This is a genomic window from Nonomuraea sp. NPDC049758 (genome assembly GCF_040674635.1).
Taxonomy (GTDB): domain Bacteria; phylum Actinomycetota; class Actinomycetes; order Streptosporangiales; family Streptosporangiaceae; genus Nonomuraea.
On sequence record NZ_JBFAMZ010000026.1, the window covers coordinates 42484 to 68754 of the forward strand.

21 protein-coding genes and 1 pseudogene are annotated in these 26271 nt (G+C 72.9%); 11 read left to right on the forward strand and 11 right to left on the reverse strand.

Annotation, left to right across the window (positions count from 1 at the left end; genetic code table 11):
• Positions 1–37: 37 nt before the first annotated feature.
• On the reverse strand, positions 38–259 hold the full coding sequence (locus tag AB0J46_RS44235; protein ID WP_364341312.1) for a DUF3072 domain-containing protein: 222 nt from the start codon (positions 257–259) through the stop codon (positions 38–40).
• Positions 260–446: 187 nt separating this feature from the next.
• Between AB0J46_RS44235 and AB0J46_RS44240 the strand changes: the two genes are divergently transcribed.
• Positions 447–1400, forward strand: coding sequence for a helix-turn-helix domain-containing protein (locus AB0J46_RS44240; protein WP_364341445.1), 954 nt, complete (start codon positions 447–449; stop codon positions 1398–1400).
• A 45-nt stretch (positions 1401–1445) separates the two neighbouring features.
• Here the strand turns inward: AB0J46_RS44240 and AB0J46_RS44245 are convergent, their stop codons facing one another.
• Positions 1446–2135: an NUDIX domain-containing protein gene (locus AB0J46_RS44245; protein ID WP_364341314.1), complete on the reverse strand. Its 690-nt coding sequence runs from the start codon at positions 2133–2135 to the stop codon at positions 1446–1448.
• A 235-nt stretch (positions 2136–2370) separates the two neighbouring features.
• Here AB0J46_RS44245 and AB0J46_RS44250 point away from each other — a divergent pair, with 235 nt between their 5' ends.
• Both AB0J46_RS44250 and AB0J46_RS44255 read left to right on the forward strand, forming a co-directional pair.
• Positions 2371–3276 (forward strand): hypothetical protein, encoded by a 906-nt coding sequence (locus AB0J46_RS44250; RefSeq protein WP_364341316.1) that lies wholly within the window; start codon positions 2371–2373, stop codon positions 3274–3276.
• A 64-nt stretch (positions 3277–3340) separates the two neighbouring features.
• Positions 3341–4312 carry a helix-turn-helix domain-containing protein gene (locus AB0J46_RS44255; RefSeq protein WP_358296920.1) on the forward strand — a complete coding sequence of 324 codons (972 nt, stop codon included), beginning with the start codon at positions 3341–3343 and terminating at the stop codon, positions 4310–4312.
• 4 nt (positions 4313–4316) lie between these two features.
• On the opposite strand, the gene AB0J46_RS44260 is transcribed toward AB0J46_RS44255, so the two are convergent.
• On the reverse strand, positions 4317–7802 hold the full coding sequence (locus AB0J46_RS44260; protein ID WP_364341318.1) for a S8 family serine peptidase: 3486 nt from the start codon (positions 7800–7802) through the stop codon (positions 4317–4319).
• A 150-nt stretch (positions 7803–7952) separates the two neighbouring features.
• Between AB0J46_RS44260 and AB0J46_RS44265 the strand changes: the two genes are divergently transcribed.
• Positions 7953–8477, forward strand: a complete 525-nt coding sequence (locus tag AB0J46_RS44265; RefSeq protein ID WP_364341320.1) for a hypothetical protein — start codon at positions 7953–7955, stop codon at positions 8475–8477.
• On the opposite strand, the gene AB0J46_RS44270 is transcribed toward AB0J46_RS44265, so the two are convergent.
• Positions 8381–8983 carry a TetR/AcrR family transcriptional regulator C-terminal ligand-binding domain-containing protein gene (locus AB0J46_RS44270; protein ID WP_364341322.1) on the reverse strand — a complete coding sequence of 201 codons (603 nt, stop codon included), beginning with the start codon at positions 8981–8983 and terminating at the stop codon, positions 8381–8383. The two genes, AB0J46_RS44265 and AB0J46_RS44270, sit on opposite strands and share 97 nt — an antisense overlap.
• A 143-nt stretch (positions 8984–9126) precedes the next feature.
• On the opposite strand from AB0J46_RS44270, the gene AB0J46_RS44275 reads away from it, so the two are divergent.
• From AB0J46_RS44275 to AB0J46_RS44295, 5 genes and pseudogenes are all read left to right on the forward strand, one after another.
• Positions 9127–10566 carry an MFS transporter gene (locus AB0J46_RS44275; RefSeq protein WP_364341324.1) on the forward strand — a complete coding sequence of 480 codons (1440 nt, stop codon included), beginning with the start codon at positions 9127–9129 and terminating at the stop codon, positions 10564–10566.
• A gap of 32 nt (positions 10567–10598) precedes the next feature.
• Positions 10599–11444, forward strand: coding sequence for an alpha/beta hydrolase (locus AB0J46_RS44280; RefSeq protein WP_364341325.1), 846 nt, complete (start codon positions 10599–10601; stop codon positions 11442–11444).
• Positions 11441–11929 (forward strand): hypothetical protein, encoded by a 489-nt coding sequence (locus tag AB0J46_RS44285; RefSeq protein ID WP_364341327.1) that lies wholly within the window; start codon positions 11441–11443, stop codon positions 11927–11929. The genes AB0J46_RS44280 and AB0J46_RS44285 overlap by 4 nt, the downstream gene beginning before the upstream one ends.
• 84 nt (positions 11930–12013) lie before the next feature.
• A pseudogene (locus AB0J46_RS44290) lies at positions 12014–12502 on the forward strand (MFS transporter); the annotation flags it as partial.
• 28 nt (positions 12503–12530) lie between these two features.
• A complete protein-coding gene (locus AB0J46_RS44295) occupies positions 12531–12932 on the forward strand; it encodes a hypothetical protein (protein ID WP_364341449.1) in 402 nt (133 codons plus the stop codon).
• Positions 12933–12941: 9 nt separating this feature from the next.
• On the opposite strand, the gene AB0J46_RS44300 is transcribed toward AB0J46_RS44295, so the two are convergent.
• Genes AB0J46_RS44300 through AB0J46_RS44330 form a run of 7 tightly spaced genes read right to left on the reverse strand, consistent with a single transcriptional unit; the run spans position 12942 to position 22849 of the window.
• On the reverse strand, positions 12942–14348 hold the full coding sequence (locus AB0J46_RS44300) for a glycoside hydrolase family 20 protein (RefSeq protein ID WP_364341329.1): 1407 nt from the start codon (positions 14346–14348) through the stop codon (positions 12942–12944).
• On the reverse strand, positions 14341–16041 hold the full coding sequence (locus AB0J46_RS44305) for a beta-galactosidase family protein (protein ID WP_364341331.1): 1701 nt from the start codon (positions 16039–16041) through the stop codon (positions 14341–14343). The genes AB0J46_RS44300 and AB0J46_RS44305 overlap by 8 nt, the downstream gene beginning before the upstream one ends.
• Positions 16042–16062: 21 nt before the next feature.
• A complete protein-coding gene (locus tag AB0J46_RS44310; RefSeq protein ID WP_364341333.1) occupies positions 16063–18408 on the reverse strand; it encodes a discoidin domain-containing protein in 2346 nt (781 codons plus the stop codon).
• A 20-nt stretch (positions 18409–18428) separates the two neighbouring features.
• Complete coding sequence (locus AB0J46_RS44315) at positions 18429–19322, reverse strand: carbohydrate ABC transporter permease (RefSeq protein ID WP_364341335.1); 894 nt, start codon at positions 19320–19322, stop codon at positions 18429–18431.
• The gene (locus AB0J46_RS44320; RefSeq protein ID WP_364341337.1) at positions 19319–20269 is read right to left on the reverse strand and encodes a sugar ABC transporter permease; all 951 of its coding nucleotides are present in this window, start codon (positions 20267–20269) and stop codon (positions 19319–19321) included. Before AB0J46_RS44320 ends, AB0J46_RS44315 begins: the two co-directional genes overlap by 4 nt.
• 1 nt (position 20270) lies before the next feature.
• On the reverse strand, positions 20271–21566 hold the full coding sequence (locus AB0J46_RS44325; protein WP_364341339.1) for an extracellular solute-binding protein: 1296 nt from the start codon (positions 21564–21566) through the stop codon (positions 20271–20273).
• A 5-nt stretch (positions 21567–21571) separates the two neighbouring features.
• The gene (locus AB0J46_RS44330; RefSeq protein WP_364341340.1) at positions 21572–22849 is read right to left on the reverse strand and encodes a Gfo/Idh/MocA family oxidoreductase; all 1278 of its coding nucleotides are present in this window, start codon (positions 22847–22849) and stop codon (positions 21572–21574) included.
• Positions 22850–22981: 132 nt separating this feature from the next.
• On the opposite strand from AB0J46_RS44330, the gene AB0J46_RS44335 reads away from it, so the two are divergent.
• Both AB0J46_RS44335 and AB0J46_RS44340 read left to right on the forward strand, forming a co-directional pair.
• Complete coding sequence (locus AB0J46_RS44335; protein ID WP_364341342.1) at positions 22982–24112, forward strand: ROK family transcriptional regulator; 1131 nt, start codon at positions 22982–22984, stop codon at positions 24110–24112.
• 47 nt (positions 24113–24159) lie between these two features.
• Positions 24160–26145, forward strand: a complete 1986-nt coding sequence (locus tag AB0J46_RS44340; protein WP_364341344.1) for a right-handed parallel beta-helix repeat-containing protein — start codon at positions 24160–24162, stop codon at positions 26143–26145.
• Positions 26146–26271 lie beyond the last annotated feature (126 nt).

A 26271-nucleotide genomic window follows, 5' to 3' on the forward strand; every position in this document is an offset into this window, starting at 1 on the left:
GGAACCGCCTCCCCTTCGCGGGCCGGCGCCCGGCGGATCAGCCGGCGCCCTCCGGCGGCGCGCCGGACGCGCGCAGGCGCTCGCTGTTCTCCTGGAGCTCGTCGATCAACCGGGACGCCTCGGCCTTGCTCAGCCCACCGGGCACCTCCCTGCCCACCTCCCTGGCCAGGGTGTGCAGGTAGGACTCCTGCGGGCCGGTCATGGGCTCGTCGCCGGTCGTCCACTCGTCGGGGTCCTTCTCCACCGGTCCGTGACTCATGCTGACTCTCCTCGAACTCACGTTCTCCTGGGTCAGCACGCCATGCCCGGACAAGCGCGCCGCAAACGCGAGGCCGCCCGTCGGCGGCGAGGTCCGCCGGTGGTCCGGCGGCCCTGTCCGGGCACCCACCTGACCGTGCGGCGGAAATGCCCCGGTGCGGGAAGTTCCTGCCATACTGGCGGGCGTGATGCGCAGGGTCGCGGCCGTGGTCGGGGACATGGTCGCCGCGTTCGAGCTCGGGATCGTCTGCCAGGTGTTCGGGCTGGACCGCACCGACGACGGGCTGCCCGTCCACGACTTCGCGGTCTGCGCGGCGGAGCCCGGCGCCATCCCCACGACCTCGGGGTTCGCCGTCCACGTCGAGCACGGGCTCGACCGGCTCGCCGAGGCGGATCTGGTGGCCGTCCCGGCCTGGCCGCGACTCGACGCGCCCGTCCCCGCCGCCCTGCTGGCGGCGCTGCGGGACGCGGTCGGGCGCGGCGCCAGGGTGCTGACCGTCTGCACCGGCGCGTTCCTGCCGGCCGCCGCCGGGCTGCTCGACGGCCGGCGCGCCACCACCCACTGGCAGTTCGCCGACCTGCTCGCCCGCCGCCATCCCCGGATCACCGTCGAGCCCGGCATCCTGTACGTCGAGGACGGCCCCGTGCTCAGCAGCGCCGGAGCCGCGGCCGGGATCGACGCCTGCCTGCACCTCATCCGGCTGGAGTACGGAGCCGCCACGGCCAACGCCCTGGCCCGGCGCCTGGTCGTACCGGCCCATCGCGCCGGCGGGCAGGCCCAGTACGTCGAGGCGCCGATGCCGCCGCGGCGCACCCCGTACGAACTGGCGGAGCTGCTCGACTGGATCCAGCAGCACCTCGACCGGCCGCTGACGGTGGAGGCGCTCGCGGCGCGCGCGGCCATGTCGCCGCGCACGTTCGCCCGGCGGTTCAAGGACCTGACGGGCACCACCCCGCACCGCTGGCTGCTCGAACGCCGCCTCCAGCTGGCCGAGGAGCTGCTGGAGACCACCGATCTGAGCGTGGACGCCGTGGCCGTCCGAGCCGGGTTCGGCGGCGCCGACACCCTGCGCCACCACTTCGCCGCCCGGCGCGGCGTCGCCCCCGCCGCCTACCGCCGCGCCTTCCGCCGCCTTCCGTGACGCCGCGCCTTCCGCCGCCTTCTGTGACGCCGGGCCGGACGGCCCCTACGGCCGTGCCACGGGCCGGTCCGGCGTGCGGGCGGGGGAGAAGGGGCCGCTCAGCGCCGCCCACTGCAGCAGCATGATCGTTTTGGCGTCGGCGATCTCGCCCCGCCCGATCAGGTCGAGTGCGTGGTCGAAGCCGAGCTCCACGACCTCGATGTCCTCGCCCTCCGCCGCGACACCGCCGCCCGCCGAGGTGCGGGTCGCGGCGCTGTACGGCGCGGCGTAGAAGTGCAGGCGCTCGGTCACCGACCCCGGGCTCATGTAGACGGAGAAGACCAGCTCGACCTCGCCGACGGTGTGGCCGGTCTCCTCGGCGGCCTCGCGCCGGATCGCCTCCTCCGGCGCGTCGTCGTCCAGCAGCCCGGCCGCGGTCTCCAGGAGCATCCCGTCGGGGTGCCCGTTGACGTAGGCGGGGTAGCGGAACTGCCGGGTCAGCAGGACGGTGCGGCGGGCGGGGTCGTACAGCAGCACGGTGGCGCCGTTGCCGCGGTCGTAGGTCTCCCGCTGCTGGGTGCTCCAGCGGCCGTCGGCGTGCTGGTAGTCGAAGGTGGTGGTGCGCAGGACGTACCAGTTGCAGGCCAGGAGCCGCACGTCGCGCACCCGCACCCGGGGGTTGCCGGTCAGGTCGCGTCCCGCCTGGTCCAGGCCGGTACGGCCACGCCGGTCGGGCACGTCGAGGCCCGCGGTCACGACGGCCGTCCACGCCCGGCGGACGCGCCCGCCGTGGGGAGGTGGCAGCCGGGAGGAACCGGCCTCTTCGCCGCTCTGCCCGCGCGGGCCGGAGCGGGCTGTCGTGCCGATCGTGCCGTCATGTCGCCCTTTCGTCAGGGGTGCCGGATCCCGGTCACCGAGTATGGCAGGAAATTCCCGTATATGAGCAGTACTGCCACTGCCTCGCGATCCCGCTCCCGCGCAGACTCGGACCATGACCGCAAGCGCGTACCCCCGTTCTCCGCTCGTGCCCTCCTTCCCGCTGCCCGACCCGGGCAAGGAGCGTCACGTCGTCGCCGTCCCGGCGCCCGGTCGCGGGCCGCAGCACTGGGCCGGCGCGCCGAGCGCCACGCTCGACGCCGACGGGACGTACGTCCTGGCCTACCGCGTACGCGCCGGCGGCGAGGACCACAACGCGGTGGCCCGCTCCACGGACGGCGAGCGGTTCACCACGGTCGCCGTCCTGCCGCGCGGCCGCTTCGGCGCCGCGATGGTGGAGCGCCCCGCCCTGGTGCGCCTGCCCTCCGGCCGATGGCGGCTGTACGTCAGCTGCGCCACGCCGGGGACCAGGCACTGGTGGATCGGCGTCGTCGAGGCGGCGTCCCCGGAGGGCCTGGCCGGGGCGGACGTCCGGCCGGTGCTCACCGGCGACGCCCGGACCGGCGTCAAGGACCCGGTGATCCGGTACGACGGCACCGGATGGCGGGCCTGGATCTGCTGCCACCCGCTGGAGACGCCCGGCGCGGAGGACCGGATGAGCACCGCGTACGCCACCAGCCGCGACGGGCTGAGCTGGCGGTGGCACGGCACCGTCCTCACCGGCCGCCCCGGCTCGTGGGACGCCCGCGGCGCCCGGCTGACCAGCGTCCTGCCCGACGGCCGGGCCTGCTACGACGGGCGGGCCTCGGCGGCGGAGAACTGGCGCGAACGCACCGGCCTCGCCACGCCCGGCGCGACCGGGGCCGGCGGAGCGCCGCTGCTGGCGCCGGTGGACGGGCCGCCGGTGGCCGACGTCCGGTACCTCGACGTGCTCCCGCTCCCCGACGGTGCCCACCGCGTCTTCTACGAGGCCCGGCTCCCCGACGACAGCCACGAACTGCGCACCGAACTCGTGACGTGACAGGCCCGGCCGTCGCCCCGGCGGCCGCTCTCTACAATGGCCGGGTGAATCTGGATCGGGCCGTGTGCGGCACGTGCTGAGCGCGGCGGGGCTGGGCGCGGAGGAGGAGGCCGCCTACCGGCTGCTGGTCAGGACCACCGAGGTGGAGTCCGACGCCCTGGCCGAGGAGCTGGGCGTGCCGGCCGAGGTGGCGCGGCAGGCGCTCGGCTCACTGCTGGCCAAGGGCCTGGCGCGCGCCGTCGCGGGCGAGCCCGGCCGGTTCACGGCGGTCGCCCCCGACGTCGCGCTCGCGGCCCGGCTGCACCGGCGGCAGGCCGAGGTCGACCGGGCGCGGCACGCCATGGAGCAGCTCACGGGGGAGTACCTGGCGCACGCCAGGCGGCGCGAGGCCGCGCAGCTCATCGAGGTGATCACCAGCCGGGCGGCGCTGCGCGAGCAGCTCCGGCTGCTCCAGGACGGCGCCCGGCACGAGGTGCTCAGCCTGTGCCGGGCCGGGCACGTGGCGATGAGCTCGCAGGAGAACGGAGAGGAGCTCGCCGCGCTGCGGCGCGGCGTCGGCTACCGCGTCATCTACGAAGGGGCGTTGCTGGAGGAACCCGGCATGCTGGTCAACCTCGCCGACGGCATCACGCTGGGGGAGCAGGCCCGCGCGCTGCCCGTCCTGCCGGTACGGATGATCATCGCGGACGGCGAGCTCGGCGTGCTCCCGCTCATCCAGCACACCGACGGCCTGACCCAGCTCACCGCCGCGCTGATCCGGCCCAGCAGCCTGCTCGACGCCCTCAAGGCCCTGTTCGAGAGCCTGTGGGAGCGGGCCACCCCGGTCAGTCTCACCAACCCGGGCAGCCCGCTCGACGCCGACCATCTCTACCTGCTGTCGCTGCTGGTCGCGGGCGTTCCGGACAAGTCGATCGCCACCCAGCTCAAGATCTCCCAGCGGACGGTGCAGCGCAGGATCGCCTACCTGATGGAACGGGCGGGTGCGCAGACCCGGATGCAACTGGCCTGGCACGCCGCCCGCGAGAACTGGCTCTGACCGATCAGTAGGCCCTGATCACCGTCTGCTGGACCGTGTTGCCGGCCGAGTCGGTGGCGGTGACCCGCAGCGACGGGTGCGGGCGCAGCACGATCGCGTCGTAGCGGCCGTCGCCGAGCGGGATCACCGGCTGCCGCCGCCACGTCGCGCCGTCGTCGTAGGACAGCTCCAGCTTCAGGTCCTTCGCGCGCGCCCCGGTCACGCCCTCCTGATGCCGTACGGCGAAGCCCACCAGACCGGGGCGCTCCGGGCGCACGTCATAGTCGACCTGCAGCAGCGGCAGCACCCGGTCGCCCGGCTTGGAGCGGAACGTCCAGGCCGTCTCGGTCGCGGTGGCCGTGGTCCACTCCTCCGAGGTACGCCTGGTGGACAGCTCCAGCCGGTAGGCGGCCTCCTGCGGCGCCGCGGGGAACGCGCCCCAGGCGGCGTCGCGCTCGGCCACCAGCGTGCCGTCGCGGAAGAACCGGGCCGAGGCGGTGTCGTTGTCGACGCCCGCGCGGGAGACGTGCCCGGAGGAGTCCACGAACTCGGGGACGCGGATCTCCATCGTGTCGCCCTCCCGGGTGGACGGCTTGAGCCAGCCGGGGATCGCCGGACGGACCACCGGGGCGTGCCAGCTCTCGCTGATCCGCGTGCCGGGCCGGTAGGTGCGCGGCTGCTCGGTCATGCCGTCGAGCAGGCGGCCCATCTCGTCCCAGACGTACTGGTGGTTGACGAGGTGCTGCCAGTAGGAGCCGTCGGCGCTGACGTACTCGGTGCGGCGCAGCGGCGTCCTGACGATCCGCTGGGTCTCCATCTGCTGGCCCAGCGAGTACGACTGCCACGGACGCCAGCCGAAGCGCTGCTCCTTGGCCCAGCCGAAGCCGCCGTTGTCGGCATAGGTCGTGGTGACCCGGGCGGTGTTGCCGTCGTTCACCTCGTGCACGATCTTGTCCGGCACCCGGCCGTCGGAGACCTGCATGACGTCGTAGAGGTAGGGCGAGTCCATCTGCCCCGTGACCTCCAGCCTGGCGTTGCCCTTCTTCATCCGCTCCAGCATCCGCTGCCCGTCGTCGCTGGCGACCACCAGCGCCGGGATCGGCAGGTCGGCGCCGACCGGCCGCCAGCCGTGGTCGAACGCGTCGTCGGGGGAGAGCACCAGGATCACGGCGACCGCGCCCGCCTTGATCGCCGCCCCGGACGGGTCGGACCAGTCGATGTCCTCGCTGCGGATGACCGCGGCCTTGCCCTTGGACCCGGCGGCCCCGTCGGCGAGCCGCCACATGTGCCGCCCGTCCACGGCCGGCGACCGGCCCAGGAAGCCCATCGGGTACGGCTCGCCCGAGCCGGGCACGCGGACGGTGAGCTTGGGCGCGACGAGCTGCCAGCGCGAGGCGAACTCGAACGAGCCGTCCCGCACGGGCTGGGTCGGCGAGACGTTGAGCCCCTCGATGACGTCGAAGTTCATGACGCCCTGGGAGATCTTGCGCGAGCCGAACGCGCGATAGGTGAAGTAGGTGTAGATGCCCACCTGTTCGGCGGGTTCCTTGGTTCTGATGGTCACCGGGGTGGTCTTGCGGAAGTCCAGCACCACGTCCAGGTCGCGGTCGACCTTGAGCTCGGGGATGACGACCATGCCGTCCCGCGGGTGCGTGCGGCCCCAGCCGCCGCCCAGGTTGAGCGACTGCGTCATGTAGGTGCCCTCGGACACCTCCACGGTCAGCCCCTCCGGGGGCAGCCAGGTGAACAGGTCGTCCTGCTGCGACGCGCCGAACATCGACAGCGTGTCGGCGCCGGTCGGTCGGCCCGAGGCGTCCACGGCGGTGAAGTGGACCTTGTGCTGCGGGCCCTTCCAGGTCAGCGCCAGCGTGGTGTGAACCTGCTCCGTGCCCGCCGTGGCGGTGACCAGCCCGCCGTACCGGCCGAAGGAGAGCTCGGCCAGGTCCACCGTGACCTTGACGTCGGCGGTGCCGCCCGCCGGGACCGTCACGGACGCGGCGCTGAGCTCGGCCTTGTCGAGGGTGGCGGCCAGCTGCAGCGTGACCGGGGCGGCCGTGCCGTTGGCGTAGGTGATGGTGCCCTCGGCCGTGGCCGGCCCCTGGTCCTGCTGGTGCTTGCCGAGGTCGACCACGCCGGTCGCGGTCACGCCCTGGCGCACCGCGCGGGCCACGTCCAGGCGGCCGGCGCCGGCGTCGTCGATCTGCTGGCCGGGGATGGGCTTGGCCGAGCCGATCAGCGCGTCCTTGATCTGCCTGGCCGTCCAGGCGGGGTGGCGCTGCTTGACGATCGCGGCGGCCCCGGCCACGTGCGGCGTGGCCATCGAGGTGCCGGACGCGGCCGTGTAACGCTCGTCCACCGGCTCGCCCATGCTGGTGCCCGCCGCGCGGGCCGCGACGATGGCCACGCCGGGCGCGGTCAGGTCGGGCTTGGGCGCGTCGTCCAGGCGCGGGCCGCGGCTGGAGAACTCCGCGAGGGCGTCCTTGCCGTCGACCGCGCCGACGGTCAGCGCCGAGGTCGCCGCGCCGGGCGTGTTGATCGAGTACGTCCCGCCGTCGTTGCCCGCCGCGACCACGAACAGGGCGCCGGTGCGCTCGGTGAGGGTGTTCACGGCCTCGCTGAGCGGGTCGGTGCCGTCGGTCGCGCCGCCGCCGAGGCTCATGCTGATCACCGACGCGCCTTCGGCGGCGGCCCACTCCATGCCCTCGATGACGCCGGACAGGGTGCCCGAGCCGTCGTCGCCGAGCACCTTGCCGACCATCAGTTCGGCGCCGGGGGCGACGCCCTTCCTGCCGTCGCCGCCGGCGATGGTGGCGGCGACGTGGGTGCCGTGCCCGTTGCCGTCCTGGACGCTCGGCTCGCCGGTGAACACCTTGCTCTGCTTGACGCGTCCGGCCAGGTCGGGGTGGGTGGCGTCGACGCCGGTGTCCAGCACGGCGACCTTGACGCCCTTGCCGTCGAACCCGGCCTGCCACGCCTCCGGCGCGCCCACCTGCGGCACGCTGTGGTCGAGGGTGGCCTTGACCTTGGCGTCCAGCCAGATCTTCGACACGCCCTGCGACAGCGTGGCCCGCTGCCCGTCGAGCGACCTCCACAACCCGCCGATCGTGCGCTTGTCGGCGGCGACCACCCGGCCGTTGACGCTCTCCAGCTCAGGGGCGGACGCGCTCTTCGGCGCGGCGCCGTCGTAGAGGAACAGCAGCGGCAGCTTGTCCGACCTGGCGTCGTCGTACCCCTGGGCGATCAGCCGGGTGACCGAGAACAGGGCCGGGTCCAGCCGCTTGGCCGCCAGGAGGGGCACGACGTCCTTGGGCAGGACGCGCAGCTCGCCGTTCTCCTCGGTGGTGCTGAACGCCATCCGCTCACGGCCGGGCCCCGGCTTCACCTCCACCGCCTGCCTGCCCGGCTCGGCCTGCCTGACGGTCACCACGTCCCCGGTGATCAGCGTGACGCGGTGGACGCTCCCGCCGGCGGGCTCGGCCGCGGCCGTGGCCGCCGATAACGGGGAGCTCAACAGGGCGGCGGTGGTGACTCCTGCCACCGTCACATGGGCGGACCAGTGCATGGGGGTGAAACCTCTCGTAGCAACAACCAGTGCACATGAGAGTGGGTGATCGGACACGCGGCGCGCCAGGTGTCACCCGTGCCGTTTGTCTGCCATGTCGTGATTACGACACAGCACCGACGGCGCGCGGTGACGCTGCTCGCCGCGGTCCTCATGGTGTTCTTCGACCCGGCCCTCACCAGGGCGGCGGTGCTCTCCTCGATCGGCCTCAACCTGATCGCGTCCGTGGCCTTCGCCGTCGTGTTCTCCGTCCTGAGCTCCCAGGTGCAGCAGCGCAGCATGGAGGAGAACATCGCCCAGCACCTGGACGGCCTGGCCACGGGGCTGCGCACCGAGGTGGCCTCGATGCACAAGGGCTTCATGCCGACGAGCCTGGAGGCCACCGGGTTCCTCATGCGCAGGTTCGAGATCGTCGCGAGCCGGGTGCGGTTCGCGGCGGGCCAGGACGACACCTTCCTCATCGCCCACCTGACGGCGGTGCTCGGCTCCTCGACACCGTCTACGCCGAGCTCAAGATCTGACAGGGCTCACAGGGCTCCGGCGCGGGCCGCGGCCAGCGCCGCCGCGGCGGCCCGGTCGGCGGCGGCCTCGTCGAGGGACTCTCCGGTGTTGAGCAGGGCGTAGTACAGGGGCGCGGACACGGCGGCGATCACCCGGCGCGGGTCGGTGCCGGGTGGCAGCTCGCCGCGCCCGATCGCGTCGGTGACGCAGCCGGCCCACTCCTCGATGCGGACGGCGTAGAAGCGGTGCAGCGCCCGGGCGGCCTCCCCGTCGCAGAGCGAGGCGGCGATCAGCGCCCTGAACAGGCGTCCCTGGCGGGGATCGGTGAGGGTCTTCACCACCAGGCGGGCGTTGTCGCGCAGGTCGGCCCGCACGTCGCCGTTGCGGGCGCGGGGCAGCGAGGTCTCCGCCATGTCCTTGAGGAGGTCGGCGGCGAGCGCGCCGGGCGTGCCCCAGCGGCGGTAGACGGTGGTCTTGCCGACCTCCGCGAGGCGGGCGATGTCGGCCAGATCGAGCCCGGCGAAGCCCTTCTCGACCAGGGTGTCGCCGGCGGCCCGCAGAACGGCCTCGCGGACGCGGGCGGTACGCCCACCAGGACGGACGGCACCCGGCGGTGGCACGGCGGCCATACGGACTCCTCCTCGCTCGAACCCTTATCGGAACCATAGTTCCCTTAACGCCGGTTCCGGTGCTACTGTTCTCGCATCTTAACGGAACTAAAGAACCGTTTGTGGCGGCGTGCCGACCGGCACGCCCGAGAGAAAGCCCTGCCATGACCACCACCACACCCCTGCCCACGTCCGCCGCCCAGGCTCCGCCACGGCGCCTGACCGGCCGCCTGCGCCTCGTCCTCGCGGTGCTCCTGGTCGCCCAGTTCATGCTGGCCGTCGACTTCTCGATCCTCAACGTGGCCCTGCCCGCCATCGGCGACGACCTCGGCTTCTCCCTGTCCGGCCTCCAGTGGATCGCCACCGCCTTCGCCCTGTGCGCGGCCGGTTTCACGCTCTTCTTCGGCCGCATCGGCGACCTGGTCGGCCGCAAGCGCATCTTCCTCGGCAGCCTGGCGCTGCTCGGCGCGGCCTCGCTCGCCGGCGGGCTCGCCCCCACCCCCGACGTCCTCATCGTGGCCCGCATCGCCCAGGGCCTCGCGACGGCCGCCGCCACCCCGGCCGGGCTCGCCCTGCTCACCACGTCCTTCCCCGAAGGGCCGCTGCGGCAGAAGGCGCTCGGCCTCAACGGAGCGCTGATGTCGGCCGGGTTCACCGCGGGGGCCGTGCTCGGCGGCGTCCTGACCGACCTGCTCTCCTGGCGCTGGGCGTTCTTCGTCAACGTGCCCGTCGCCCTCGCCGTGCTCATCGTCGCGCCCGCCGTCATCGCCGAGTCCCGGCCCGCCGACCGTCCCCGGCTCGACCTGCCCGGCGCGCTCAGCGTGACGCTCGGGCTGCTCGGCGTCGTCTACGGCCTGACGCAGGCCGGCGAGCACGGCTGGACCCACCCGCTCGCCCTGACCGGGCTGCTGGGCGGGGCCGTCCTGCTCGGCCTGTTCCACCTGGTCGAGCGGCGCGCCGCCGCGCCGCTCGTGCCGCTGCACGTGCTGCGCAAGCCGACCGTGGCCTGGGGCAACCTGCTCGGCCTGCTGGCCTTCGTCACCGAGACGTCCCTGGTGTACCTGCTCACCCTCTACCTGCAGAAGACCCTCGGCTTCACCGCCCTGGCCGCCGGGCTGTCGTTCGGCGTGCTCGGTCTCGGCACCGTGGCCGGCGGCCTGCTCGCCCCGAAGGCGATCGCCCGCACCTCCACCGTGACCGTGCTGGTCGGCGGCGGGCTGCTGCAGGCGGTCAGCACCGGCGCGCTGCTGCTCCTCGGCGGCACCTCGGGCTCGATGGCGTTGCTGCTGCCCGCCACCTTCCTGGGCGGCGTGGGGAACATGCTGGTCATCGTCGGCTTCATGGTCACCGCCACCACCGGCCTGCCCGACCGCGAGCAGGGCCTGGCCACCGGCCTGGCCTCGATGTCCCAGCAGATCGGCATCACCATGGGCACCCCGATCATGTCCGCGATCGTCACCGCCGCGACGGCCGGGGCCGTGACCGGCGCGGCCGTCCTGCACGGCGTCACCGTCGCGATCGCGGTCAACGCCGCGCTCGTCCTGCTCGGCGTCCTGGTCGCGGCGATCTTCCTGCGCGGCCGGCGCGACCGCGCGCACGCCTGACCCGCCGTCCCTCTCTCGTCGCGGAGCACCTCATGGATCCTCAGCCCAGTGGCGCGGTGATCGCCCGGACCGGCGGACGCCGGGAGCCGTCGTGGTCACGTCTCGTCCTTCCCGGCTCGCCTCCCGTGCCGGTCCGCGTCCATCGGCCGCAGGGCCCGCCGCCCGCCGGGCTGCTGGTCTGGGCGCACGGCGGCAGCTGGCAGCGCGGCTCGGCCGCCGGCTGGCACGACGCCACCGCGGCCCTGGCCGCCTGGTCCGGCTGGACGGTGATCAGCGTCGACTACCGGCTCGCGCCGCGCCACCGCCACCCCGGCGCCGTGCGGGACGTCCTCGCCGCCCTCGCCTGGGCCCACGGCCGGGCGGCCGGGATCCCGCTCGCGGTGGGCGGCGACAGCGCGGGCGGCACGCTCGCCGCCGTCGCCGCCCTGGCCGCCCGCGACCGCGGCCTGCCGTTGGCCGCTCAGGTGCTGGCCTACCCGCCGTTCGACCCCGCCTGCGCCGGCGCGTCCTACCAGCGCTCGCCGTCGGCGTTCCCGCAGGCGGAACCGCTGCGCCGGGCCTGGCGCGCCTGGCGCGGCGACCGGCCGGCCGCCGTCCGCGACGCCGACGGCACCCGCCTGTACACCACGCACTGGGAGGCGCCCACCCTGGCCGGGGTGGCCCCCGCCGTGCTCGCCGTCGGCCGCGACGACCCCGTGCACGACGACGTCGAGTCCTACGCGCGACGGCTGCGCGCGGACGGTGTCCCGGCGCGGCTGCTCCGCCCGCCGGGCGCCGTCCACGGCGACGTGCTGCGTCCCGGCCGTCCCCTTCTCCGGCTGCTCGCGCGGGCTCTGCGCGGGCCGGACCCGTCCGACCATCGAGAGGACCACCGATGAACGTTCCCCCCGCTCCCCTTGAGGCGCTCGTCCGCCACTTCGCCGACCTGCGCGACGGCACCCACGCCGGGCACGTCACCCGCCAGGGCAAGCAGGACGCCTTCCGGCGGGCCGTCGAACTTCTCGACGCGCCCGCACGGCAGGTGCTGGCCGAGTTCGACCGGCACCTCGTGCTCGGCGCCGGCACCGTCGAGGCCACCGGCACGCGGGCCGACGCCGCGGGCGGCAGCTTCGCCGTCTGGACGCTGTCGTGGCCGGCGCAGCGGGCGGCGGGCCTCGCGCCGATCACCCTGACCGCCCACTACGGCGCCGGATTCCACCATCCGCACCTGCGGGGCGCCACCGTGGGGGAGTGGCCGCTCAACGTTGCGGACGCGGAGCAGGCGGCGGAGCTCGTCCCCGTCCTGCGCGCCATCGCCGCCGCCGACCTGCACAACCTCGTCTTCCAGCGCGACTGGCGCATCGTGCCCGCCGTCCACCCCTGAGGGAGCCCGCCCCGGAGGGGGCGTGTCGACTCCGGCGGGGACGTGGGGGCGAACTACCCGCGACCCCTCCAGAGAGAGAGCAGCATGCACCACGCCCCACCCCAGAACGAGGCCCCCGCCGAGCCGTCGCGGTCCCGGTGGGCAGCGCGAACGACCTCGACTCCCTGCTCGGCCTCGTCGCGGAGTCCCTGGGGTTCGTGTGCGAGTTCGCCCGCGACGGCGCGTCACCCCGCCGCGTGGCTCACCGGCACACTCAGCATCTGGGTGCTGTACGTGGTCGCCACCGTCATCGGCGTCTGCACGGTGTTCTTCAACGTCGCCTACCAGTCGTACGTGCCCGTCCTGGTGCCCGATCACGAGATCAGCAAGGCCAACGCCAGGCTCGAGACGACCGCCCAGGTGGCCACCAGTCTCGGGCCCTCACTGGCGGGGCTGCTCACCCGGTTCGTCAGCGTCCCGGTCGTGCTGTTCGCCGATGCCTGCTCCTACCTGGTGAGCCTCCTGGCACTCGCGCTCACCCGCGACGCCGAGCCGGAGCGCGGCTCCCGGCGGCCCTCCGGCGCGCGCCGCCGGCTGCTGTCCGAGGTCGGGGAGGCTGCTGGTGCTCAGGAACCTGGGCATGGACGCCTTCGTGCTCGGCATCGTGATGACGGCCGGCTCGGTCGGCGGCGTCGCCGGCGCCGCGGTGACGCCCCTGCTGCGGCGGCGGGTCGACGGCGGACGGCTGATCGTGGCCGGGCTGATGGCGTCGGCGCTCGTCTTCACCATCACCCAGGTCAGCCTCCGGCAGGTGCTGAGCCCGAGACACCTGCTCGGCCGGATGACCGCCACCGTGCGCTTCTTCGTGTGGGGCACGCTGCCGATCGGCGGCCTGCTCGCCGGCTGGCTCGGGGCCAGGTTCGGGATCGCCGCCGCCATGTGGATCGGGGCGGTGGCGTCGTTCCTGACCGTCCTGCCGGTCGCGGGCATCAGGAAGCTCATCCCGGCCGGCCTGACGTGGTGAGCGGAGCCGCTACGGGCGCGCCGGCCCGCCGGCCTCCCGCACGGCGTCCATGAAGGCGTCGTACGGCATACCGCCCGCGCCGCTCCACATCTTCTGGGCCAGCACGGCGAAGGTGGGCTCGACCAGGTCGCGCACGTCGTCCTCGGTGTAGGGCGCCGCGGTGATGTCGTTCCACACCGCCGACATGGCGCCCAGCAGCCGCGGATCGCCGGGGGCCACGCTCTGGCCGTCGGGGAAGACGTGCGGCGCCCAGTGGTCGTACAGGTACTCGCCGTCCAGGCCGTCGGGGTGGTAGTAGGTGGCGGCCGGGACGATGTACAGCAGGGAGTCGCTGGTGTTGACGAAGGAGTAGCCGTCCCGCCCGGCCTCGTGCGGGCCGTACCAGACGGTGGCCCAGCAGTTGATCACCACGTCCCGGTCGTAGCCCTCGGGGACGCCGCCCGCCATCCTGGTCAGGCTGCCCCACGCGCGCGGACGTTTGCCCAGCGCCCGCAGGTGGGCCGCCATCGCGTTGAAGAACTCCCGGTAGCGCGGCTCGTCGGCCAGGTACTCGTCGGCGCCGAAGTGCGCGTGCGGGCCGCGGAACCAGGGGACGAACTCGGTGAACACGTCCTTGACGAACTGCGTGGCCTCCGGCTTCGACAGGTCCAGGTGGTCGTCGCCCAGCCCGAGCGAGGGACGGAACCGGACGAACGCCAGAGAGTGGGCGGGCGCGTCGATCTCGGGGACGAGGGTGACGCCTTCGGCCGCCGCCGCCTCCTCGAAGGAGTCCCAGTCCGCCCGGTCGTAGGCGCCGTCGGCCGAGGCCAGCCCGGCCAGCGCGGGGTCCTCCGGCACCAGGCGGAAGCCCGCCTGCACCTGCGCCCAGGTTCCGTCCGGGGCCAGGAAGCCGTTGTCGTTGAGGTGGAGCTGCAGCTCGTTGAGCTTGAACCAGCCCATGACGGCCAGCTGCTCGCGGATGAAGCCCGGCGTGAAGAAGCGGCGGCCCACGTCCAGCATGAAGCCGCGCACCGGGTAGTCGGGCCAGTCGGCGGCGGCGCCCACCGGCAGCTCGGCGGTGGTGCGCAGGATCTGCAGCAGGCTGCGCGTGCCGTAGAACAGGCCGGTGGGCGTGGGCGCGGAGATCCGGACCTGCTCGCCGGTGACGGCGAGCAGGTAGCCCTCCTCGGCGAAGCGGGCGCCGCCCGCCTCGCACGTCAGCGCCGGGTCGAGCGTCAGGACGACGTCACCGGCGCCCGCCGGCCCACCGGCCGCGGCCACGGGCAGGCCGGTGACCTGCCCGATCTCCCGGACGAGCCGGTCACGCAGGGCGATCTCGTCGCTCACGACCCTGGCCAGCACGGCCCGGGGGAGGACGCCGGCGCCGCCGTCCCACTGCTGCAGGCGGGGCACGACGACCGGGCACGGGTTAGCCAAGGCCGGCCTCCTCGCGGATCTCCACGACCGGCTCCCGGCAGCCGTCCAGTTCGAGGACGACCAGCTCGTTGCCGCCCGCCCGCAGCAGCGGCCAGGGCAGGTAGAGGGTGCGCTGGGGGCCCCGGTCCCAGTAGCGGCCCAGGCAGAATCCGTTGACCCAGACGTACCCCTTGGTCCAGCCGGGCAGGGCCAGGTAGGCGTCGCGCGGCTCGGCCACGGTGAGCGTGCCGCGGTGGAAGACCGGCCCGGTCGTCGCGCCGGTACGGCCCCACGGCAGCCCGGACACGTCGTCCAGCGGGATGGGCACGGCCTCCCAGTCGTGCACGTACTGCCGCTCGTGCCGCACGCCGCCGACGATGCCCTTGCGGTCGCCCAGCCGGGGGCCGTAGTTGACCCGGCCCATCGACTCGACCAGCAGCTCCACCACCGCCGACGGGCCGGGCACCGCGACGGGCACGCCGGCCGGCCGGTCCCGTTCGAGCACCGCCACCGGCTCGCCGTCCACGAACAGGTGGGCCCGGTCGGCCAGGCCGTCGACGTGCAGCTCGTACGGACCCCGCGGCCCGTGCACGGTGGCCCGGTACAGCACCAGGCCGTGGGCCAGCCCGAGCTCCTCGAACGTCGGCGGGCGCGCCGAGCGGGCCGCGACCGGCGGGAGCGCGTCGAACAGCCGCAACGACTGCGTCAGCTCGACGGCGCCGGGCGGCAGGGTCGGCGGCAGCGGCTCCGGCTCGGGCACCTGGCCCTCCCGGTGGGCGGCCAGCACCTTCCTGAAGGCCCAGAACTTCTCGGTCGGCGCGCCCCGCTCGTCGATCGGGGCGTCGTAGTCGTAGGAGGTGACGGTCGGCTGGTAATCGCCGTCCTGCAGGTCGCCGCCCAGGTTGGCGCCGGCCCAGGTGCCGAAGTTGGTGCCGCCGTGGGCCATGTAGAGGTTGACCGACGCGCCCGCGGCGAGCATGCGCTCCAGGATGCCGGCCACCTCGGCGGCGTCCCGGGTGGTGTGGGTGTCGCCCCAGTGGTCGAACCAGCCGTTCCAGAACTCCATGCACGCCGGCGGGTCCTCGGGCCGGAAGCGGGCCAGCTCGGCGAAGGAGCCTTCGGGGTCGGAGCCGAAGTTCACCGTCGCCCGCACGCCCGGCAGGGTTCCGCCGGAGAGCATGTGGTCGATCGCGCCGTCCGAGGTGAACAGCGGGACGTCCAGGCCGCGCTCCCGCAGCCCGTCGGCCAGCCGGGCCAGGTAGCGCCGGTCGGAGCCGTAGGAGCCGTACTCGTTCTCGACCTGGACCATGATCACGTTGCCGCCGCGGGTGACCTGCCGGGCGGCGACGATCGGGATCACCTCGTCGAAGAAGCGCCCGACGTGGCCGAGGAAGGTCTCGTCGTGGCAGCGCAGCGGGGCGTCCCGGTCGGCGAGCAGCCACCAGGGCAGGCCGCCGTTGTCCCATTCGGCGCAGATGTAGGGCCCCGGCCGCACGATCGCCCGCAGCCCCTCCTCGGCCGCCAGGTCCAGGAAGCGGCCCAGGTCGGCCCGGCCGGTGAAGTCGAAGTGGCCGGGCCGCGGCTCGTGCAGGTTCCAGGCCACGTACGTCTCGACGGTGTCCAGGCCCATGGCCCGCAGCATGGCCAGGCGCTGCCGCCACTGCTCCGGAAGGACCCGGAAGTAATGCATCGCTCCCGACAGCACCTGAGTCATGCCTTCATTCTCCTGATCTGGTCAGCGGGTGACGATCTCGTAGAGGGCGAGGTTGCCCCATTCGAGGTTCGCCTTGTGGACGATCAGCCGGATCTTCTGCGTGGACACCGGCGCGGGCAGCCGCATCGTGCTGGTCTCGACGGTGGCGCTGCTGGACGGCCAGTCGATGAGATGGTGGTCGACCCGGGTGACCCAGGAGTCGCCGTCCCAGGTCTGGAGCGAGACGTCCGTGATGCCCTGGCCCTTGGCCCAGGCGGTGTGCAGGGTGACCTCTGAGACGGTCCGCGGCGTGCGGTAGTCGACGGTGATGTCGCCGGGGAAGGTCACCCCGGTCGAGGCCGAGGCCCACGGCGTGCCGGGGTCGCCGTCGATCAGGTTCTCCAGCGCCGACGCCGACACGAACGACGAGGTGGCCACCGGCACGCCGCCGGGCGGCAGGTACGGCTCGGTCGCGGCGGGCACGCTCAGCCGCACCTCGCCGATCCGGAAGCGGCCCTCGCCGGTGACGACCAGCCGCACCCGGCGGGTGGTGACCTCCTCGGGCAGCGTCACCGCCTGCTTCGCGCCGCTCGCCCTGGTCTGCCAGGTACGGCCGTCCGCGGAGGTCTGGACGTCGAACGCGATGTCCGGCGAGCCGCTCACCTCGACGCGGCCGAAGGTGCGCGGCACGGCGTAGGTCAGGTCGACGGTGCCGGGGAACCGCGGCTTGGGCACGCTCTGCCAGAAGGTGTCCGGGTCACGGTCGGCCAGCCGCTCCAGCTGGCCCTTGGGCGTGAACGTGCTGCTCACTTCGGGGAGCGGGACGGCCCGCTGGTAGGCCCCGAGGTCGGGCGCCGCGTCCGGGACGGGCGTGCCGGCCAGGTCGGAGACGGCGGGCACGCTCACGCCCGCGTCGAACACCGGCGAGCCGTCGAGCGGGCGGTAACCGGCCAGGCCGCCGGAGCCGGGCGAGGCCAGCCGGGGGTCGGCCACGATCGCCTTGTGGTCGGGCCCCGTCGGCGGCTGCGGCGTGCCCCAGTACAGGTTGTGGTCGTAGATCGCGCCGTTCTTGCCGTCGAACCCGGCGCCGGCCGCGTTGAGGAACACGTTGTCGCGCACCGTGACGCCCGCGGCGTCGTTGTAGATCCGCACGACCTTGCCCAGGGGGTACTTGCCGGCCCCGGCCAGCGGCGGCTCGACCTCGACCACCCGGCCGTCGGCGTAGACGGTGTTGTGGTGGATGTCGGTGCCGTGGGTGGCGGTGGACAGCCCGAACACCTCGTAGCCGTCGCTCTCGCTGACGTTGTAGCGGACCACGGTGTCGCGGGTGGGCGCGCCGGCGAAGGACACCGCGATGAAGAAGCCGCCGTCGTTGTGGTGGCTGTAGTTGTACTGCACGACGCTGCGGTTGTTGTCGGCGTCGGAGTCGAAGCCGTGCCCGTCGGAGCCCGGCCCGTTGAACCCGGTGCCGCTGACCTCGTTGCGCTGGACGACGAGGTCGTCGTTGCCCTGCCACCAGATGCCGACGTTGCCGCCGGTCGGCTTGGTGCGGCCGGTCACCGCCCGCTCGACCCTGTTGCCCTCGACCAGCGCGCCCTTGGTGTGCATCGGGGTGATGCCGCCGCCGGTCACGTCATGGACGTGGTTGCCGCGGATGGCGACGCCCGTGCTCGGCGTCCAGGCGACCACCTCGCTGTCGGGGATGCCGGTCTCGACCGGGTAGAGGCTGGTCATGCCGTTGCGGCGGGACCAGGTGGACCACATGATGATCCCGTAGGAGCCGATCTTGGAGATCTCGTTGTCCTCGATGACCAGCCGGTCGAACCAGGTCGGCGTCCGGTTGCCCCTGATCGAGATCAGCAGCCCGGCGGTGGCGACGCTGTGACCGCCCGCGCCGTCCACGTCGTGGATGTCGAGGTTGCGCAGGGTGACGTTCGCCAGCTTGCCGGAGTCCTTGGCGTACAGGTTGACGCCGGTGCGGTAGACGGCCCGGCCGTCGCTGTTGGTCACCTGGAGGCCGTCCACGACGAAGTCGTGCACGTCGGCGATCGTGACGGCGGCGCCGTCGAGCCCGCCGCCCTCGATCAGCGGCTTGGCGCCCTGGCCGTAGGAGCCGACCGTCGCCGGGTCGCCGGGCGCGCCGGCGCCCTTCAGGGTGAGCCGGCCGGTCCAGCGCTGCCCGGCCCGGAACAGCAGCCGGTCGCCGGGGCCGAGCCGCAGCTCGCTCGCCTTGTCCAGGCTCCGCCAGGCGGTGGCCGGGCTCGACCCGTCGGCGGCGTCATTACCGGCCGAGGCGTCGACGTAGTAGGTGGTGCCGGTCTCGGCCTGCGCGGGGGTGGCGGCCAGGAGTCCGGCGAACAGCGTTAAAGCGGTGACGATGACGCGCAAGAGCGGGCGTCCTTTCCAGGTCATTTGCCGATACCGGCCGTCATGCCTTCGACGACCCGCCGGCCGAGCCAGATGTAGAGGATGACCATCGGATAGATGAGGATCACGATCCCGGCGAACAGGCCGCCCCAGTCGGAGCTGTACTGCATGGTCGAGTACAGGTTGAGCAGGGCCGCCGGGAGCGTGCGCTCCTCGGGCAGCGGGGTGATGAGCAGGACCAGCAGGGTGGAGTTCCACAGGCCGATCACGTTGAGCACGAGCACGGTGGTCAGGCCCGGACGGGCCAGCGGCGCGATCACGCGGACGAACGCCGTCAGCGGCCCGGCGCCGTCGAGCTCGGCGGCCTCCTCGACCTCCCTGGGCAGCGACCGGAAGTAGCCGGTCAGGACGAACACCGCGAACGGCAGCGACAGGACGACCTCGAACACCAGCAGCGTGATGCGGTTGTCCCACCAGCCGGTGACCCAGTCCTCCATGAACGTGTAGACCGACAGCTTGGCCACCACGATCGGGATCGCCATGGTCTGCAGCGGGATGCTCAGGCCGACGGCGAAGAACCCGGTGATCGGCCCGGCGATCCGCCGCGACGACCGCGACAGCGCGTAGGCGGCGGGCGCCGCGATCGCGACGATGAGGAACGCGCCCAGCGCGGTCAGCGCGACGCTGTTGAGCGCGGCGATCGAGAACTGGCCGGCCTGCCAGGCCGAGTCGTAGTTCTCCCAGGCGGGGGAGTCGGGCAGCGCGAACGGGTGCAGCCACACCTCGCCGGAGGACTTCAGCGACTGCAGGCCGACCCAGGCGACCAGGGCCAGGTTGAAGGCCACCCACGCCCACAGGGCGACGGCGGTCAGCCGGGGCAGCAGCAGGTCGCCCAGCAGCCGGGCCAGCGGACGCCTCACCGGGACGGTCGTCATGACAGCTCCACGCTCTCTCGGCGGGTGATGCGGCGCACCAGGACGATCAGCACGATGGTGATCAGGGTCACCACCACCCCCATCGCGGCGCCGGACCCCAGTTCGGGCACGCCGCCCCCGGTGATCACCGTGTACTGCTGCACGGCCACGGTCCTGGCCTGCAGCGGCGGGGCGCCGGGCGTGCCGCCGGTGGTGAAGGCGATCACGATCTCGAACACCTTGAGGCTGTTGACCACCCACAACACGGCGGCGACCGCGAACACGTCCCAGGTGAGCGGCAGCGTGATGTGGCGGAACTGCTCCCACTTGGTCGCGCCGCCGAGCACCGCGTCCTCGTACAGGTGGGGCGGGATGCCGTCCACGGCCGACATCATCAGCGCGATGTAGAAGCCGGTGGAGGACCAGACCAGCCCGCCGATGACGCACCGGAAGACCAGGTCGGGGCCGAGCCAGGGGAGCCCGTCGATGCCCGCCCAGCCCAGCACCTGGTTGACGACGCCGCCGGGGTTGAGCAGGAACCCGACCGCGGCGCCGACCGCGATCGCCGAGATGATCATCGGCAGGAAGACGACGGACCGGATGAAGGCCCGTCCCTTCAGGTGGCGCAGCGCCATCATCGACAGGAACGTGATCCCGAAGACCAGCGCGCCGCCCGCGACCGCCAGGAGGAAGGTGTTGGCGAACGACTGCAGGAACGCGTCGTTGCGCAGCAGCGCCTGGTAGTTGCGCAGGCCGCGCCACTCCATCTCGGCGCCCGGACCGGCCCAGCGGTACAGGCTGACCCACACGCCGTAGAAGGAGGGCAGCACGAACAGCAGCGTGTAGAGCACGAGCGCGGGCAGCAGGAAGGGCCAGAAGGCCCGTTCCCGCGCCGGCCGCAGGATCTTGCCGCGGTACGGATCCCGCGACGGGAGCGCCGTCTCCGCAACGAGGGAGCCGTATGCCATGTCAGCCCTTGTTCGCGAGGTGGTCGGCGGTCTTCTTCTTGCCCTGCGCGACGAACTCGGCGGCGTCGATCTTGCCCGCCAGCAGCTGGTCGTCCAGGGGCAGCAGGAGGTCCACCCAGTACGCCTTGTCGGCGGCCAGGGTGTCGTAGGTCTTGTGCACGGCGGGTGCCTCGGCGATCGCCTTCTGCACGTCGGCCAGGAAGTCGGGGGCGGGGATGTCGGGGCGCGAGGGGATGTTGAGCGCCTCGGTGGAGATGCGGCTCAGGTACTTGCTCTGCAGCGCGAAGGCCAGGAACTCCTTGGCCGTCTCCACGTTCTTGCCCTTGACGTTGACGCCCCAGCCGAGCGCGCCGACCTCGACGGAGTCCTTGCCGCCGACCGGGAGCTGGAAGGAGCGGATCTTGGCGCCGGGCGGGGTCTTCGCCTTGACCTCGCTGGCCAGCCAGGTGCCGTTGATGTTCAGGGCGGAGTTGCCCTGCGCCCAGTCGTCCTGCGCGGCCGGGTACTTGGTGGCCATGTGGTCCTTCTGGAAGTAGCCGCCCTTGGTGAGCTGCTCGACCTGCTTGGCGGCGGCCAGCACCTCGGGCTTGTCCCAGGCGGCGGCGTCCTTCGACAGCGCCAGCAGGCTGCCGGCGCCGTTGGCGCGGACCAGGGCCGAGTAGAACCAGTAGACGTTGTAGAAGGGGATGGTGCCGTCCTGGCCGATGCCGGTCCGGCCGGCGGCCTTCTCCTTGTCGAGGAAGGCGATCAGGTCCGCCCAGCTGCGCGGCGGGTTGTCGGCCAGCTCGGGGCGCTTGGCGGCGTCGTACCAGACGGCGGTGGAGATCACGGTGTGCGGGAGGAAGCCCAGCCCCTTGTCGTCGGAGGCGGCCTGCCGGACCGAGTCGGGCAGCACGTCGCCGACGGTCTTGCCCTCGCCGGGCACCTGCTTGGTGAGCAGGTCGTCCAGCGGTGCGTTCAGGTTCTGGGCCCGCCAGCCCGGCAGGTTGTCGGTCGCGACGTCGAACAGGTCGGGGCCCTGGCCGGCGGCCATCTCGGTGGGCAGGTTCTCGGTGCCCTTGCGGCCGACGAACTTCGCGTCCACCTTGACGTTGTTCTGCTTGGCGAAGTCGTCCAGAATCGCCTTGAAGATCTTGGCCTGCGGCTCCTGCTCGCCCCAGGAGGAGCGGTAGACGAGGGACTTCTGCTCGGCCTGCCCGGCCGGGCCGCCGCTGTTCTTGTTGCCGCACGCGGTCACACCGAACGCGAGCGCGCCGACCGCCACCAGCGCGGCCGTCCGGGAGAGGACGTTGGTCATGGTTGTCACCTTTCAAGGGGGGAGGGCTCGGCGAGAGTGATCACCGTGCCGGACAGGCGGGCGCGCTCGGCCGCCCAGACCACGCGGTGCGTGGCCAAACTCTCGTGACCGCTGGAACGGATCATCGCCGGGTCGCCGCAGGCCACGGCGTCGAGGAAGGCGTCCATCAGGCCGTCGTCGCCGCCTCCGTGGCCGCCGGCCATCGAGGCCCCGGCGCCGGTCCGGGTGTCGATCTCGGTGATCCGGTCGGTGAGGAAGTCGTGCAGGCGCAGGCGCACGCCGTCGCCCTCGATGGAGCCGTGCGTGCCGAAGATCCGGGTCTTGCGGTGCTCCAGGGCGGCGAAGGCGGTGACGGTGAGCGAGGCGGTGGCGCCGTCGGCGAACTCCAGGTTCACCACCTGGCTGTCGACCACGTCGTTGTCGCAGGCGAACACGCACCTGCCGTACGGGCCCTCGCGCAGCGCGGTCAGCACGCCCCGCTCCGTGTGGTCGGCGGTGACCGCCGACAGCGGCCACCACTCCTTGTCCGGGTCGCCCAGGCAGCCCAGGTAGAGCCGCTTGGCCGAGTACGGGCAGGTGGCCTCCACCGGGCAGTCGAGGCAGTTGGCCGTGGCGCCGGCCGGGGCCTGCTCCTCGCGGAAATAGACGAGATCGCCGAAGGAGGACACCCGGTGCGGCAGACTGCCCTTGATGTAGGCCATCCAGTCGAGGTCGTGGCAGGCCTTGGCCAGCAGCAGCGGAGCCGACTCCGCCTCGTTGCGCCAGTTCCCGCGGACGAAGGAGTGCGCCTGGTGCCACCAGCCGACCTGCTCCAGGTGCTGGATGTTCATGATCTGGCCGATGGCGCCCCGGTCGACGAGCGACTTGAGGGCCCGCGTGTAGTCGGTGTACCGCATGACGTGGCAGACGGCCAGGATGACCCCGTTGCGCTCGGCGGCCTCGGTGATGCGCGCGGCCTCCTCCTCGGTCGGGGCCATCGGCTTCTCCAGCAGGATGTGGTAGCCGAGGTCGGCCGCGGCGACGGCGGGCTCGGCGTGCATCCGGTCCTGGGTGCCGATGATCATGGCGTCGGCCAGCCGGCCCGCCGCGACGAGGTCGGCCCAGTCGGCGAAGACGTTGCCGGGCGCGATGCCGTGCTCGGCGGCGAAGGCGGCGCGGCGTCGCGGATCAGGCTCGGCGACGGCCACGATCCTCGCGCGGCCGGTCGTCAGGGCCCGGCGGGCGTACAGCGTGCTCCGCAGCCCCGCGCCCGCGACGGCGAGCGTGACGACGGGTTCCGACATCGATGTCCTTCCGGTTTGCCACTTAGTAATTAAAGCTGTTTTTATTAGTCCCTGTTTGTATTGGTCGCCAGGCAGCACTGTCAAGGGGGGTCCATGCGGAAGGTCGCGCTCCAAGGAAGCGACGCACATCGCTTGCGGCGGATCAACATGATCGCGACGCTGCGGGCGATCCGCGCGGCGGGCGTCGTCCCGCTCACCGACCTGGCCCGCCGCGCCGGGCTGTCCAGGCCGACCGTGGAGGGCCTGGTCGAGGAGCTGCACGGACACGGATGGCTGGAGGAGGTCGCCCCCGAGGCCGGTCAGATGGGCCGGCCGGCCCGCCTCTACCGGTTCCGGGCCACGACCGGCTACGTCGTCGGCGTCGACATCGGCTCCTCAAGCGTGCGCGCCCAGGTGACCGATCTGGAGGGCGAGCCCGTCGGCCTCGGCTTCACCCGCGTGCAGGCCGACTACGGCAGGGCCGAGCGGCTGGCGGCCGTCCGCGCGACGATGGCGGCCGCGCTGGCGGAGGCCGGCGTCACCGCCGACCAGGTGTTGTCGGTGGCCGTGGGCACCACCGGCGTGGTGAGCCCGTCCGGGACGGTCCGCCTGTGCGTGGGGCTGCCCGAGTGGACGGGCCTGGACCTGGCCGCCGAGGTGGGCCGCGACTACCCCTGCCGGATCCTGGTGGAGAACGACTGCAACCTGGCCGCCCTGGCCGAACGGTGGGCCGGGGTGGCCCGCGAGGTGGACGACGTGGTGTTCGTGCTGTCGGGCGTGCGCACCGGCGCCGGCATCCTGGTGCGCGGCGAGCTGCACCGCGGCGGGCGCGGCATGGCGGGCGAGATCGGCGCGCTGCACCTGGTCGGCTGGCACCGCGCCCCCGACCACCTGGCGCGCTTCGCCCCCGGCGCCGCGCCGGAGGAGGTGGCCGGGCTGGTCTTCGCCGCGGCCAGGGACGGCGACCCCGCCGCCCGGTGGGCGGTCGAGCAGTACGCGCACGACCTGGCCGAGGGCATCGCCGCCATCGTGCTGACCGTGGACCCCGACCTGGTGGTGGTGGGCGGCGGCGTCTCGCGCTCGGGCGACGTGCTCATGGAGCCGCTGCGCCGGCACCTGGACCCGCTCTGCCTCGAACCGCCCGCCCTGGAGATCTCCACCCTCGCCGATCAGGCCGTCGTGCTCGGCGCGGTCCGGCACGCGCTCAACCACGTGGACGAGCTTCTCTACGACGTGGATCTCCCTCTTGACCTGACCCTCTTCAGGCAAGATATTAAACCTTGATTAATTAGTAACTCGGGCGCCCGACCGTCACCTCCCAAGGAGTTGCCGTGTTCCGAGTTCTCTTACCGTGCGCCGCGCTGGTCCTGACCTTCGTGGCCGCGCCTGCCCCGGCCTACGCCGCCACCTCCTACTACGTCGACCCCGCAGGCAATGACTCGGCCGACGGGCACTCCCCGTCCACCGCGTGGCGGACCCTGGACAAGGTCAACGCCCAGACCTTCCAGCCCGGCGACACCGTCCGCTTCAAGGCCGGCGGGCAGTGGACCGGGCGGCTCGCGCCGCGCGGCTCCGGCTCGGCCGGCAGCCCGGTCACCTTCACCTCCTACGGCGCCGGCGCCCGGCCGTCCATCGCCGGCGGCGGCGTCGTGGACGCGACCGTCAAGCTCGCCGACCTGCACGACGTCGTCCTGGACGGCTTCGAGGTGACCAACACCGGGTCGGGGAGCACGCCGCGCATCGGCATCGCGGTCACCGCGACCGACCTCGGCGCCGTCCCCCGGATCACCGTGCGCGGCAACTACGTGCACGCCATCCAGGGCGCCGCCTCCGGTTCGCAGTCCTCCAACCCGTCGGCGGGCGGGATCATCGTCAGCGCGCTGGGCAAGAACACCGCCACCTACTACCAGGACCTGCTCATCGAGGGCAACGAGGTCGCCGACTCCCGCTCGTACGGGATCGTCACCTGGTCGCAGTGGATGCAGCGCGAAGGCTGGACGTCCCTGTGGAGCGACCTCATGGGCATCCCCGCCGCCGACTACCGGCCCTGGACGCCGAGCACGGGCGTCGTCGTCCGCGGCAACGACGTGCACGACATCTCGGCGGGCGGCATCACCGTCATGCAGGCCCAGGGCGCGCTCATCGAACGCAACCGGGTCGCCAGAACCGCCCAGAACCACGGCAACGTCGGCATCTGGTGGGCCGGGGCCGACGACACCGTCGTCCAGTTCAACGAGGTGTCCGGCACGAAGTACTGGGGCCTGGCCAGCGACGGCAACGCCTTCGACGCCGACGCCTCCGTCCACCGCAGCCTGGTCCAGTACAACTTCAGCCACGACAACGAGGGCGGCTTCTTCATCGCCGTCTCAACGGGCACCGGACCGGCCGAGGCCACCATCCGCTACAACGTCAGCCAGAACGACGCCAACCAGGTCTTCGCCTTCTCCACCAACACCAGGAACATCGACGCCTACAACAACACCATCTGGGTCCCGCTGACGCCCTTCATCCAGAACCATCCGGACCGGGCCTCGTTCAGCCTGGTGAAGGTGTGGAGCAGCTCGGTGAGCAACATCCGGCTGCGCAACAACGTCATCCACAACGGCGCCAACCTGCCCTACAACGACGGCGGCGCCGTGCAGTACGACCGCAACCTGTACCACTCCGGGCCGGTCCCCGGCGGCGACCGGGCGGCCCTGTCCGGCAACCCGCTGCTGACCGCGCCGGGCGTCGCCACCACGCTCGCCGACCTGTCCGGCTACCTGCCGACGGCGTCGTCCCCGGCCCTGCGGCAGGGCCTGGAGATCGCCTCCGACGGCGGCCGCGACGTCTCCGGCACGACCCTGCCCTCGGGCATGCCCGACCTCGGCGCCGTCCAGCGGACGGCGGGCGCGGGCCTGTCCGAGCCGGCCGCGACCGTGACCACCTCCTTCGGCAACGGCCAGAGCACCACCCCCGCCGCCCTCACCGACGGCTGGGACTACACGACCTGGGCCGGCCCGTCCTCCGGCGTCACCTATCCGGGCACCATCACGCTCACCTTCCCCAACCCCAGGACGGTCGGCGAGGTCGTGCTGGCCACCCACTTCGGCCAGGGCCAGGGCATCGCCTCCCTCGACGTCCAGACCTGGGACGGCTCGGCCTGGGTGACCCGGACGGCCGGCGCGGCCATCAGCTGGGCGAGCAACACCGCCACGGTCGAACGCCGGTCGGTGCCGCTGCCCGCGCCGGTCACCACCACCCAGGTGCGCCTGGTCGTCAATGCCGCCAACCACACCTGGGGCAATCTGTCCGTCAGCGAGATCACGACACGCTGAGCCCGTCCCTCGTCGAAGGCCGCGCCGGGACTCCCGGCGCGGCCTCCCGCCGCCGGGTTGACCTCAAGCGCGGTTGAGATTGCACGATGTCCTGACCCCCCGACCGCTTTCCCGATCAGGACAGGA